We start from the raw sequence: 13308 nt of genomic DNA on the forward strand, positions 1-13308 counted from the left end.
CGGGACACCGCGGTGAAACAGCGGTGCGCTGCACTGGCGGCGTGAGCGCAGCGGGACCGGTGTCAGCGGCGGCCGAGCCGGCGGGCCGGACGGCGCTGCCCGTGCTGGGCCGCCCCGGCACCGCGGTGCGCTCGTCGTGCTCGTACTGCGGGGTCGGCTGCGGGGTGGTGCTCGACGTCGACGTCGACCCCGCCACGGGGCGCCGGCGCGTCGCGAGGGTCTCGGGCGACCGGGAGCACCCCGCCAACGCCGGCCGGCTGTGCACCAAGGGCGCCACGCAGGCGGACGTGATGCGCGCCGGCGGGCGCCTGGAGCGCGCGCACCTGCGCGAGCGGCGCGGTGGCCCGGCGGTCCCCGTGGCCCTCGACGAGGCCGTGCAGCGCGTCGCGGACGGGCTGCGGGCCGTCGTGGACGAGCACGGCCCGGACGCCGTCGCCGTGTACCTGTCGGGACAGATGTCGCTGGAGGCGCAGTACCTGGCGACGAAGCTGGCCAAGGGGTTCCTGCGGACCCGGTGGCTGGAGTCGAACTCGCGGCTGTGCATGGCCAGCGCGGGCACGGGCTACAAGCAGTCGCTGGGCGCGGACGGCCCGCCCGGTTCCTACGACGACTTCGACCACGCCGACACGTTCCTGGTGACCGGCGCCAACATGGCCGACTGCCACCCCGTCCTGTTCCTGCGGATGGTGGACCGCGTCCGGGCCGGCGCGAGGCTGGTCGTCGTCGACCCCCGCCGCACCGCGACCGCCGACGCCGCCGACCTGTTCCTGCAGGTGCGCCCGGGCACCGACCTGGCGCTGCTCAACGGCCTGCTGCACCTGCTCGTCGAGGCCGGGCACGTGGACCGGGAGTTCGTCGAGCGCTGGACCGACGGCTGGGACGCCGTCGAGGAGCTGGTCGCCGAGTACCCGCCCGACGTCGTCAGCGCGATCACCGGCGTGGCGCAGGAGGACCTGCGCACCGCCGCCCGCTGGATCGGGGAGTCCGGGAACTGGATGTCGTGCTGGACGATGGGGCTGAACCAGAGCACTCACGGCACGTGGAGCACCAACGCCCTGTGCAACCTGCACCTGGCCACGGGGGCGATCGGCCGCCGCGGCAGCGGGCCGTTCTCGCTGACGGGGCAGCCGAACGCCATGGGCGGGCGCGAGATGGGCTACATGGGCCCCGGCCTGCCCGGGCAGCGCTCCGTCCTCGACGACGCCGACCGCGCCTTCGTCGAGGAGGTGTGGGGCCTGGCACCGGGGACCCTGCGCACCGAGGTGTCCACCGGCACCGTCGACGTGTTCCGGCGGATGGCGGACGGCGAGGTCAAGGCCTGCTGGATCGTCTGCACGAACCCGGTCGCCTCGGTCCCCAACCGGCGCACCGTGCTGGAGGGACTGGCCGCGGCCGAGCTGGTCGTGTGCCAGGACGCCTTCGCGGCCACCGAGACCACCGCGCACGCCGACGTCCTGCTGCCCGCGGCGCTGTGGGCGGAGTCCACCTACGTCACCGTGAACTCCGAGCGCACGCTGACGCTGCTGCCGCAGGCCGCCGACCCGCCCGGGGACGCGCTGCCGGACTGGCTGCTCGTCGCCCGCGTCGCCGCCGCCCTCGGCTACGGGGACGCGTTCGACTACGCCAGCTCCGAGGAGGTGTTCGACGAGCTCCGCCGGTTCGCGAACCCGCGCACCGGCTACGACCTGCGCGGGATCACCTACGAGATGCTGCGCGAGGGTCCGGTGCAGTGGCCGTGCCCGCCGGGCGCCGGGCGGCGCAACCCGGTGCGCTACCGCGAGGGCGAGGAGTTCCGCTTCGCCACGGCGAACGGACGGGCGCAGTTCCTGCCCCGCCCCCACGCCGAGCCCGCCGAGCTGCCCGACGACGAGCACCCCTTCGTCCTGAGCACCGGCCGCGTGCAGCACCAGTGGCACACGATGACCAAGACGGGCAAGGTCGCCAAGCTGTCCAAGCTGGCGCCGGGGCCGTTCCTGGAGCTGCACCCGGACGACGCGCGGGACCTCGGCGCGGCCCCGGGCGACCTCGTGGAGGTCGTGTCCCGGCGCGGGCGCGCCGTGCTGCCGGCCCGTCCCAGCGACCGCGTGCGGCCCGGCTGCTGCTTCGCGCCGTTCCACTGGAACGACACGGCCGGCGAGGACCTCGCCGTCAACGCCGTGACCTCCGACGCGGTCGACCCGCTGTCGCTGCAGCCGGAGTTCAAGGTGAGCGCCGTGCGGCTGACCCGGGTGGGACCGGCGCCGCAGGCGCCCTCGCTCCCCGCCCCGCGGCGGGCGGCGCCCGAGGACCCGGCCGGTGCCGGCGAGCCGGCGCTGGACGAGGTGCAGCGCGCCTACCTGGGCGGCGTGCTCGCCGGCCGCCGCCGCGAGGGCGTCACGGGCGTGCCGGTGCTCCCGGCGTCCGCGCCGTTCGGGGGCACCGCGCGCGCGTGGGTCGACGGGCTGCTGGCGGGCCTGTTCTCCCGCGCGGACGAGACCGCGGCGCGGACGGGCGCCGCGTCCCGGCGGCGGGTCAGCGTGCTGTGGGCCTCGCAGACCGGCACCGCGCAGGAGCGCGCGGAGGCCGTCGCCGGGGCGCTGCGCGCCCGCGACGACCTGGACGTCGACCTGCGCGCCATGGACGAGGTGGAGCCGGCCGAGCTCGGCGGGACCGGCACCGTCCTGCTGGTCACCAGCACCTTCGGCGACGGCGGCGCCCCCGACAACGGCGAGGCGCTGTGGAGCGCGCTCGCCGCGCCCGACGCCCCCCGCCTGGAGGGCACCCGGTACGCCGTCCTGGCCCTGGGCGACTCCAGCTACAGCGCGTTCTGCGGCCACGGCCGCCGCCTGGATGCCCGGCTGGCCGAGCTGGGCGCCGCGCGCCTGGCCGAGCGCGCCGACTGCGAACCGGGCGAGGACGGCCCGGCCGACGCGTGGCTGCGCGCGGTGCTGGACGGGCTGACGGACGACGCCGCCGACGCCGCCGCGGAGCCCGCCGCCGCGCGCACCGCGCCGCGGCTGCCCGCCCAGCGCCCCGGCGACGGGACGGGCGGCGGAACCGGCGGCGGGACGGGCGGCGCGGCCCGCGGGACGCGCGCCGCACCCGTCGCCGTCCCGCTCGTCCTCGACGAGCTGCTCAGCGGGCCCGGTTCCACCAAGGAGGTGCACCGCTTCGCCTTCGAGCTGCCGGCCGACGTGACGTACCGCGCGGGAGACTCCCTCGGCGTGCACCCGCGCAACGGCGACGAGGACGTCGCCGAGTTCCTCGAGGCCGCCGGCCTCGACCCCGCGCGACCCGTGCTGCTGGAGCGCGCCGGGGAGACGACCTGGTACGAGGCCGCCGCGGCGCACCTGGACCTGCGCCGCGCCGGCGAGGGCCTGCGGCGGCTGCTGGACGTCGCGGGCGCTCAGGACCGGACCCGCCCGGGCCCCGTGGTCGCCGAGGTGCTGCGCGAGGGGCGCGCCCGGCAGCGGGGTCTGGACCCGCACGCCCTGCTGGGCGCGCTGGCGCGGCTGCAGCCGCGGCAGTACTCCATCTCCTCCTCCCCCGCCGCCGACCCGCGCCGCGTCGAGCTGACCGTCGGCGTCACCCGGTGGGAGCGCGGCGGGCGCCGCACGGGCGGGGTGTGCTCGACGTTCCTGGCCGACCGCTGCTCGGGGCCGGACGCCCCGGACGTGCGGGTGTTCGTGCAGCGCGCGGACCACTTCCGCCTGCCCGAGGACCCCGCCGCGCCCGTCGTCATGATCGGCCCCGGCACGGGCGTCGCACCGTTCCGCGCCTTCCTGCACGAGCGCCGCGCGCTCGCCCACCCCGGCCGCAACTGGCTGTTCTTCGGCGACCGCCGCTCGGCCACCGACTTCCTCTACCGCGAGGAGCTGGAGGGGCTGCGCGAGGACGGCGTCCTGACCCGCCTGTCCCTGGCGTTCTCCCGCGACGGCGAGGACAAGACGTACGTGCAGGACCGCCTGCGCCAGCACGGGGAGCAGGTGTGGCGCTGGGTCGAGGACGGCGCCCACCTGTACGTGTGCGGGGACGCGCGCCGGATGGCGGCCGACGTGGACGCCGCGCTGCGCGAGGTGGCCGTGCGCCACGGCGGGCTGGACGAGCAGGAGGCCGCGGACCTGCTCAAGCGGCTCGCCGCCGCCGGCCGCTACGCGCGCGACGTCTACTGACCCGCCCCACCGGCCCGCGGCCCTCACACCGGGCCGGCGCGGGCGAGAGGACACCGTGCCACCGGCGAAACACGAGAGGGCACGGGCGGTAACACGGCGCACCTAGCGTCGGACCGCCAGCCCGCCCCACCAGCCCGCCCCACCGCCCGCCCCGGACCGACCGAGGGAGTCAGCCGCGATGGCCGTCACCGAGGAGCGCGACGCGCTCGGCACGATCACCAACCCGCGCCCCGGGCGCTGGGTCGACCACCACGACCCCGAGGACCGCGCCCAGTGGGAGTCCACCGGGCGCCCCGCGGCCCGCCGCAACCTGTGGCTGTCGATCTTCGCCGAGTTCCTCGGCTTCTCCGTCTGGCAGCTGTGGACCATCGTCACCCCCCGCCTGAACGACGCCGGCTTCAGCCTGACGACGAACCAGGTGTTCTGGCTGATCGCCGTCCCGAACCTCGTCGGGGCGACGCTGCGCTTCCCCTACACCTTCGCGGTCCCCCGCTTCGGCGGGCGCAACTGGACGATCGTCTCGGCGCTGCTGCTGATCGTCCCCTGCGTCGGCCTGGCCGTGGTCGTGCAGAACCCGCAGACGCCGTTCTGGGTGATGGTGCTCGTCGCCGCCACCGCCGGCTTCGGCGGCGGCAACTTCGCCAGCAGCATGGCCAACATCTCCTTCTTCTACCCCGAGCGGGAGAAGGGCGCCGCGCTGGGCCTGAACGCCGCGGGCGGCAACCTCGGCGTGGCCGTCGTGCAGCTGGTCGTGCCGGTCGTCGTCGTCATCGGCGGCGGGCTCGCCCTGGACCGCGCCGGGCTGATGATCCTCCCGCTGGCCGTCCTGGCCGCGGTCCTGGCGTGGCGGTTCATGGACAACCTGTCCACCGCGAGGTCGGACTTCGGCGGGTACGCCGCGGCGGTGCGCAACAAGCACACCTGGGTCATCTCGTTCCTGTACATCGGGACGTTCGGGTCGTTCATCGGCTACGCGGGCGTCTTCCCCACCCTCATCGCGCAGCAGTTCCCGCAGGTGTCGTTCGACTGGGGCTTCCTCGGCCTGCCGCAGGTGCCGCTGACGCTGGCCTTCCTCGGCGCCCTCGTGGGGTCCCTGGCCCGCCCCTACGGCGGCCGCCTGTCCGACCACCTGTCCGGCGGACGCGTCAGCATCGCCTCCTACCTGGTGATGGCCCTCGGCGCGCTCGGCGTGGTCCTCGCGCTGTCGCTGGGCAGCTTCGCGATGTTCTTCACCTGCTTCCTCGTCCTGTTCGTGGCCAGCGGGATCGGCAACGGCTCCATCTACCGGATGATCCCGGCCATCTTCCGCGCCGGGGTCGACCCGGAGGACCGCGCGGCGATGACCATGGCCAAGCGGCAGGCCGCGGCGTGCATCGGGATCGCCGCCGGCATCGGCGCCTACGGGGGTTTCGTCATCCCGCGCGTGTTCGCCACCTCGATCACCGACTTCGGGTCGCTGACCCCCGCGCTGGCCGTCTTCACCGGCTTCTACCTGGTGTGCGCCGCCGTCACCGCCGTCGTCTACGTCCGCGGGCGCGCCACGCGCTTCGCCGGCACCGCCGTCTGAGGAGGACGACATGCGCTCCACCCCCCGCTTCCTGCAGGGCGCCCACCCCTTCACCGGGGCCGGGCTGGAGAAGCCGGTCCCGCTGGAGGGCCTGCCCGTCTACACCGTCCCCGACGGCGCCCGCGCCCAGGCGGTCTACTTCCGCGGCGGGAACTCCACCGCGGAGCTGGTGTCGGCCGTCCTGGTCCGCGACGGGGTCCCGATGCGCTGGTTCCCGATCGGCGCGCTCGGCGCCGTCCACGTCAGCCTGAGGATCGTCGAGGACATCGAGGCCCCCTCGACGGTCGAGGTGCGCGTCGCCGCCCCCGAGGGCGTCAGCGGCACGCTCGTCGTCGACCTGGGTCTCGTGGAGGTCTGAACCGTGAGCGTCACCAGCAGCACCGCGACCCGGACGGCCGGGATCCCGGCCCAGCGCTCGCGCAAGCGGCGCCTCGTCGTCGTCGGCAACGGCATGGCCGGCGCCCGCGCCGTGGAGGAGGTCCTCGAGCGCGGCGGCGCCGAGCAGTTCGACGTCACCGTGTTCGGCGCCGAGCCGTACGGCAACTACAACCGCATCCTGCTCTCGCACGTGCTGTCCGGCGAGGAGGACGAGGAGGGCATCTACCTCAACTCCCTGGCCTGGTACACCGAGAACGGGATCGACCTGCGCTCCGGGGTCGCCGTCGAGCGGATCGACACCGCCGCCAAGGTGGTCGTGGACCAGCACGGCGGCGAGACGCCGTACGACGTGTGCGTCCTGGCGACCGGGTCCACGCCCTTCGTCCCGCGCATGGAGGGCACCCACCGGCTCGACGGCTCCCTGCTGGAGGGCGTGTTCTCCTTCCGCACCCTGGACGACACCCGCGCGCTGCTGGCGGCCGCGCGCACCCACCGCCGGGCCGTCGTCATCGGCGGCGGGCTGCTCGGCCTGGAGGCCGCCCACGGCCTGGCCACGCACGGGGTGCGGGTGGAGCTCGTGCACTCCCCGCCGCACCTGATGAACCAGCAGCTGGGCGCCGAGGCCGGGAAGGTGCTGCGCCGCAGCGTGGAGGCGCTGGGGATCTCGGTGCGCACGGGCGTGCGCACCCGCGCCCTGGTCGGCACCGAGCGCGTCGAGGGCGTCGAGCTGCCCGACGGCACCGTCCTCCCCGCCGACCTCGTCGTCGTCGCGGCGGGCATCCGGCCGTCCACCGACGTGGCGCTGCGCTCGGGGCTGCCCGTGGAGCGCGGGATCGTCGTCGACGACCGGATGAGCTGCGGCGACGACGTGTACGCGGTCGGCGAGTGCGTCCAGCACCGCGGGCAGACCTACGGGCTGGTCGCCCCGCTGTGGGAGCAGGCCGGCGTCCTGGCCGACCACCTCACCGGCACCGACCCGCGGGCGGAGTACCACGGCTCGCGCACGGCCACGAAGCTCAAGGTCGCCGGGGTGGACGTCGTCCAGATGGGCCTGCCCGGCCCGGAGACCGAGGACGACGAGTTCGTCGTGTTCTCCGAGCCCCACCGCGGCGTCTACCAGAACGCCGTGGTCCGCGACGGCCGCCTCGTGGGCGCCACCCTGCTGGGCGACGTGCGCAAGACGGCGTTCCTGCAGCAGGCCTTCGACCAGGCGCTGCCGCTGCCCGAGGAGCGCACCGCGCTGCTGTTCGACCTCGGCGCCCCCGCCGAGGACGTCGGCGTCGCCGAGCTGTCCGCCTCCGCGCAGGTGTGCGCCTGCAACGGCGTCACCAAGGGGACGATCGTCGACGCGGTCGAGGACGGCTGCACCTCGCTGGGCGCCGTCATGGCGCGCACGAAGGCCGGCAAGGGCTGCGGCTCCTGCAAGAGCGTCGTGGAGCAGATCACCGAGTGGGCCGCCGGCGGCGCCCTCACCGTCGACGAGTCCGCCACCTGGTACGTCCCGGGGATCCCGATGGCCAAGCCGGAGCTCGTGGCCGCGATCCGCGCGCAGCGGCTGCGCTCGGTGTCGGCGGTGTTCCGCGCCCTGGCCCCCGGCGGCGAGGAGGACGCGAAGTCGAAGATGGGCCTGACCTCGCTGCTGCGGATGCTGTGGCCCGGTGAGGTCGAGGACGAGCGCGACGGCCGCTACATCAACGACCGCGTGCACGCGAACATCCAGCGCGACGGCACGTTCTCCGTCGTGCCGCAGATGAAGGGCGGCGTCACCACCGCCGAGCAGCTGCGGAAGATCGCCGACGTCGCCGACAAGTACGACGTCGGGATGATCAAGGTGACGGGCGGGCAGCGCATCGACCTGCTGGGCGTGAGGAAGGAGGACCTGCCGGGCGTCTGGGCGGACCTCGGCATGCCCAGCGGGTACGCCTACGGCAAGAGCTTCCGCACCGTGAAGACCTGCGTGGGCACCGACTTCTGCCGGTTCGGGCTGGGGAACTCCACCCGCCTGGGCATCGACATGGAGACCCGGTTCCAGGGCATCGAGACCCCCGCCAAGCTCAAGCTCGGCGTCGTCGGCTGCCCCCGCAACTGCGCCGAGGCCTACGTCAAGGACGTCGGGGTGGTGGCCGTCGGGAGCGGCCGCTGGGAGGTGCACGTGGGCGGCGCCGCGGGCGCCTCGGTGCGCAAGGCCGACCTGCTGGCCACCGTGGGCTCCCCGGAGGAGGTCATCGCGCTGACGGGCCGGTTCATCCAGTTCTACCGCGAGTGGGGCAACTGGCTGGAGCGCACGTACGAGTTCGTGCCGCGCCTGGGGATCGAGCGGCTGCGGGCCGTCCTCGTCGACGACTCCGACGGGATGCTCGCCGGTCTCGACGAGCGCCTGCAGGCCACCGTCGACGCCTACCGCGACCCGTGGCTGGAGGGGCGCGAGCCCGTCACGCCCGGGCAGTTCCGCACCGCCCTGCCCCTGGTCGACCTGCCCCTGGCCCCGCACCGGCCCGCCGGCGCCCCGGGCGGGCTCGTGCCCGAGGTCCACGCGGGCTCCGCCGCCGAACCCACCACCACGGGAGGTCCCCGGTGACCAGCACCACCAGCGCCCACGACGTCTGCTCCCTCGAGGAGGTCCCGCCCGGCGAGGGCCGCGCCTTCGCCGTCGCCGGTCAGCAGGTGGCGGTGTTCCGCCACCGCAGCGGCCGCGTCAGCGCCGTGCAGGCCGCCTGCCCGCACGCCGGCGGGCCGCTGGCCGACGGGCAGATCGACGAGCGCGTCGTCGTCTGCCCGCTGCACCTGAACGCCTTCGACCTGACGACCGGGGAGTCCTCGGGCGACTGCGCGCCGCTGCGCGTGCACCCGTGCCGGGTGGATGCCGTCGGCCGCGTCAGCGTGGAGGTGTAGGTGTACCCGCTGCACCTGGACGTGACCGGCCGGCGCGTGCTGGTCGCCGGCGGCGGCCCCGTGGCCGCCCGCCGCGCCGCGGACCTCGCGGCCGCCGGCGCCGACGTCGTCGTGGTCGCCCCGGCCGTGTGCGAGGACCTCGCCGACCTGGTGCGCGGGGACGCCGGCGCGCGCTGGGAGGCGCGCGAGGCCGTGCCCGCCGACGTCGAGGGCGCCTGGCTGGTGCACACCGCCACCGGCGACCCGGCCACGGACGCCGCGCTGGCCGCGGCGGCCGAGGAGCGGCGCACCTGGTGCGTGCGCGCCGACGACGCGGCCGCCTCCACCGCCTGGACCCCCGCCGTCGTGCGCCGCCCGCTCACCGGTGGTGGGGCCGGTGACGGGGTGGGCGGCGAGGTGGTCGTCTCCGTCACCGCCGGGCGCGACCCGCGCCGCGCGCGCCGCCTGCGCGAGGCCCTGGGCCGGCTCCTGGACACCGGGGCGCTCCCCCTGCGCCGGCAGCGCCCCGGCACCGGCCGCGTCACCCTCGTCGGCGGGGGCCCCGGCGACCCGGACCTGCTGACCCTGCGGGGGCGGCGGGCGCTGGCCGAGGCCGACCTCGTCGTCGTCGACCGCCTCGCGCCCACGGCCGTGCTCGCGGAGCTGGACCCCGAGGTGGAGGTCGTCGACGTCGGCAAGACCCCCGACCACCACCCCGTCCCCCAGGAGGAGATCAACCGCCTCCTCGTGGAGGCGGCCCGCACCGGCCGGCACGTCGTGCGCCTCAAGGGCGGCGACCCGTACGTGTTCGGCCGCGGCGGCGAGGAGGTCCTGGCCTGCCGCGAGGCGGGCGTGGACGTCGAGGTCGTGCCCGGCGTCACCAGCGCCTTCGCCGTCCCCGCCGCGGCCGGCGTGCCCGTCACCCACCGCCGCGTCGCCCGGTCCGTCACCGTCGTCTCCGCGCACACCTGCGAGGCGGCGACCGCGGGCGACGGCGGGGTCGACGGCGGGGTCGACGGCGGGGTCGACGGCGGGGTCGACGTGGCCGCGCTGGCCCGCCTCGACGGCACGCTCGTGCTGATGATGGGCGTGGCGGCCCTGCCGCGGCTCGCCGCCGACCTCGTCGCCCACGGCAAGGACCCGGCGACCCCGGTCGCCGTCGTCGAGCGCGGCTGGACGCCGCAGCAGCGCACGACCACCGCCCCGCTGTCGGAGATCGCCGCCGTCGCGGAAGCCCGCGGAGTCCGCTCCCCCGCCGTCATCGTGGTCGGCCCGGTCGTGGACCTGGCCGACGACCTGCTGCCCGGCGGGTCGCCGGAGCGGGGGCACCACCTGACGGGAGCCCTGCCGGTCGCCTACGGTCACGGGTCGTGAGCGACACCTCCGCCCCGCCCCGCGCCGCGGCCGCCGCCGACGTGCGGCAGCTGCTCGGCGTCACCATCGGCGTGACGAGCGACCGCCGTTCCGACGACATGATCGCCACCTTCGAGCGCAAGGGCGCCCGCGTGCTGCACGCCCCGACCATGCGCATCGTCCCGCTCAGCGAGGACGCGCAGCTGCTGGCCGACACCCGCGACGTCATCGCGGACCCGCCGGACCTCGTCCTCGTCACCACGGGCATCGGCCTGCGCGGCTGGGTGGAGGCCGCGGACGCCGCGGGCCTGGCCGGTCCGCTGCTGGAGGTCCTCGGCCGCTCGCGGGTGTTCGCCCGCGGGCCGAAGGCGACCGGCGTCATCCGCGCCAACGGGCTGCGGGAGGAGTGGTCGGCGTCCTCCGAGCAGACCGCCGAGGCCGTCGAGCACCTCGTCGCGCAGGGCGTCGCCGGCCGCTCGGTCGTCGTGCAGCTGCACGGCGCGGCCGACGAGCACCAGCTGCAGCCGCTCGTCGACGCGGGTGCCCGGGTGCGCGGGGTGGCGGTCTACCGCTGGCTGCCGCCGGAGGACCCGCAGGCCGTGCAGCGCCTCGTCGAGGCCGTCGCCTGCCGGCGCCTGGACGCGGTGACGTTCACCAGCGCCCCCGGCGCCGCCGCCCTGCTGGACGCCGCGGCGGCCGCCGGGCGCGAGCAGGAGCTGCTGGCCGGCTTCCGGGAGGGCGTCGTGGCGTGCGCGGTGGGCGACGTGACCGCCGAGCCGCTGCGCGCGGCCGGCGTGGACCCCCTCGTGCCGGACCGCTGGCGCCTGGGGGCGCTGCTGCGCACGGTGACCGCCCACCTGGCCGAGCACCCCCTGGCGCGGGTGCGGACCCCGCACGGGGTGCTGGAGCTGCGCGCCCAGGCGGCCGTGCTGGACGAGGAGCTGCTGGAGCTGGCCCCCGGCCCGCTGGCGGTGCTGCGGCGCCTGGCGCTGGCCGGCGGCGCGGTCGTCACCCGCGAGGAGCTGCTGGCGGAGCTGCCCTCGGCCGCGGACACGCACGCCGTGGAGGTGACGGTCGCGCGCCTGCGCGGTGCGCTGCCCCGCCCGGACCTCGTGCGCACGCTCGTCAAGCGCGGCTACCGCCTGGACGTGCTGCCCGAGGACGACTCCGGCGGCGGTTCCGGCGGCGAGCGGGGCGCGCGGGAGGTGGGCGCGTGAGCGGCGCACCCGTCCTGGTGGCGTGCAGCCACGGCACGCGCTCGCGCGCCGGGCACGAGACCGTCGAGCGGCTGCGGGCCGCCGTCCGCGAGCGCCGGCCCGGCGTGGAGGTGCTGGCCGCGCACGTGGACGTGCAGGAGCCGGAGCTGGACGCGGTGGTCGGCGAGCTGGCCGCGGCGGGCCGCCCGAGCGTCGTCGTGCCCCTGCTGCTGTCCACCGGTTACCACGTGCGCGTCGACATCGCCCGGGCCGTGGCCGCCTCGGGCGGCACCGCGGTGGCCGCCGAGGCGCTGGGCCCCGGCGCGGAGGTCACGGGCGTGCTCGTGGAGCGGCTGCGGGAGGCGCTGGGCCCGGAGGGTCCGGCGGACCCGTCGCTGGCGCTGGTGCTGGCCGCGGCCGGCTCCTCGGACGAGCGGGCCCGCGCCGACGTCGAGCGGGCGGTGTCGCTGCTGGCGGCGGCGACCGGACGGCCGGTGCGCGCGGGCTTCCTGTCCGCGCAGGAGCCCGCCGTGGCCGACGCGGTGGCGGCCGCGCGCGCCGGGGGCGCCGGGCGGGTGGCGGTGGCCAGCTACCTGCTGGCGCCGGGGGTGTTCTCGGCGCGGCTGGCCGCGGCGGGCGCGGACGCGGTCGCCGAGCCGATGGGCCCGCACCCGGAGCTGGTGGAGCTGGTGCTGCGCCGCTACGACGCCGCGCTCAGCCCCGCGGCGCGTCCCGCCCCGCTCGCACCACGTTGAGCAGCGGCGCACCGGCGACGGTGCGCTGCAGCTGCTCGCGCAGCAGGGCCAGGGCCCGGGGGCGGAACGCGGTCGTGTTTCCGCCCACGTGCGGGGTGACGAGCACGCCGGGGGTGCTCCACAGCGGGTGGGCGGGCGGCAGCGGCTCGGGGTCGGTGACGTCGAGGGCCGCGCGCAGGCGGCCGGTGCGGACCTCGGCGAGCAGGGCGTCGGTGTCGACGACGGGCCCGCGGCCGACGTTGACGACCAGGGCGCCGTCGGGCAGGGCGGCGAGGAACGCGGCGTCCACGAGGCCGCGGGTGGCGTCGGTCAGCGGGCAGGCGACGACGACGAGGTCGTGCTCGGGCAGCAGGTCCGGCAGCTCGGCCGGGCCGTGCACGCGCACGCGCCCGGCCGGCCCCTCCTCCACGCGCGGGGCGCTGGCCACCGCGGTGACCTGGACCTCGAAGGGCTCCAGGCGGTCGGCGACGGCGCGGCCCACCCCGCCCCAGCCGAGGACGAGGGCGCGGCGGTCGGCCAGCGAGGTCCGCCGGGCCGCGGTCCACGCGCCCGAGGCCATCGACCGGGCGGCGTCGTCGATCCCCCGCAGCGCGGCGATGGCCAGCCCGACGGCCAGCTCGGCCGTCGAGGCGTCGTGCACGCCGGCGGCGTTGCAGAGGGTGACGTGGTCGGGCAGCTGCTCGACGACGCCGTCGAAGCCGTTGGTGAGCAGCTGGACCGTGCGCAGCGCGGGCAGCCGGTCCAGGGACCCCCGCAGCGGCGGGGCGCCCATGTACGGGGGGACGACGACCTGCGGGGCGGGGTCGGGCACCGGGCCCGCGCAGTCCCAGACCACCGCGCGCACCCCGGGCAGCTCGCCGAGGGCCTCGGCCCACGAGGCGCGCGGCAGGCTGACCACCACCTCGGCGGAGGGCTCCGCGGTGGTCTCGGCGGGCGTCGGGGACGGCTCGGCGCTGGGCATCCGGGCACCGTAGCGAGCCCGGCGCCGGGTGCCGAGCCGGGTCGGGCACCGGCCGGACGGGGCCGCTCACCAGCCC

The 13308-nt window shown here is 76.8% G+C and carries 9 protein-coding genes; 8 read left to right on the plus strand and 1 reads right to left on the minus strand.

Annotated features, from left to right (window positions below; translation table 11 throughout):
* The first annotated feature begins 101 nt into the window (after positions 1–101).
* From AB8M62_RS15540 to AB8M62_RS15575, 8 genes are all read left to right on the plus strand, one after another.
* Complete coding sequence (locus AB8M62_RS15540; RefSeq protein ID WP_369070152.1) at positions 102–4151, plus strand: molybdopterin-dependent oxidoreductase; 4050 nt, start codon at positions 102–104, stop codon at positions 4149–4151.
* Between the two features lie 178 nt (positions 4152–4329).
* Entirely contained in the window at positions 4330–5718 is a 1389-nt protein-coding gene (locus tag AB8M62_RS15545) for an MFS transporter (RefSeq protein ID WP_369070135.1), read from the plus strand.
* 10 nt (positions 5719–5728) lie between these two features.
* Positions 5729–6076, plus strand: coding sequence for a molybdopterin oxidoreductase (locus AB8M62_RS15550; protein WP_369056071.1), 348 nt, complete (start codon positions 5729–5731; stop codon positions 6074–6076).
* A 3-nt stretch (positions 6077–6079) separates the two neighbouring features.
* On the plus strand, positions 6080–8674 hold the full coding sequence (gene nirB, locus AB8M62_RS15555) for a nitrite reductase large subunit NirB (RefSeq protein ID WP_369070137.1): 2595 nt from the start codon (positions 6080–6082) through the stop codon (positions 8672–8674).
* Positions 8671–8988 (plus strand): Rieske (2Fe-2S) protein, encoded by a 318-nt coding sequence (locus AB8M62_RS15560; protein ID WP_369070138.1) that lies wholly within the window; start codon positions 8671–8673, stop codon positions 8986–8988. The genes nirB and AB8M62_RS15560 overlap by 4 nt, the downstream gene beginning before the upstream one ends.
* Entirely contained in the window at positions 8989–10341 is a 1353-nt protein-coding gene (gene cobA, locus AB8M62_RS15565) for a uroporphyrinogen-III C-methyltransferase (protein WP_369070139.1), read from the plus strand.
* Complete coding sequence (locus AB8M62_RS15570) at positions 10338–11537, plus strand: uroporphyrinogen-III synthase (RefSeq protein WP_373694967.1); 1200 nt, start codon at positions 10338–10340, stop codon at positions 11535–11537. Before cobA ends, AB8M62_RS15570 begins: the two co-directional genes overlap by 4 nt.
* A complete protein-coding gene (locus AB8M62_RS15575) occupies positions 11534–12271 on the plus strand; it encodes a sirohydrochlorin chelatase (protein WP_369056075.1) in 738 nt (245 codons plus the stop codon). The genes AB8M62_RS15570 and AB8M62_RS15575 overlap by 4 nt, the downstream gene beginning before the upstream one ends.
* On the opposite strand, the gene AB8M62_RS15580 is transcribed toward AB8M62_RS15575, so the two are convergent.
* Positions 12231–13232 carry a 2-hydroxyacid dehydrogenase gene (locus tag AB8M62_RS15580; RefSeq protein ID WP_369056076.1) on the minus strand — a complete coding sequence of 334 codons (1002 nt, stop codon included), beginning with the start codon at positions 13230–13232 and terminating at the stop codon, positions 12231–12233. The two genes, AB8M62_RS15575 and AB8M62_RS15580, sit on opposite strands and share 41 nt — an antisense overlap.
* Positions 13233–13308 lie beyond the last annotated feature (76 nt).

Origin of the sequence: Kineococcus terrestris (genome assembly GCF_041020755.1) — a bacterium.
GTDB lineage: Bacteria > Actinomycetota > Actinomycetes > Actinomycetales > Kineococcaceae > Kineococcus > Kineococcus terrestris.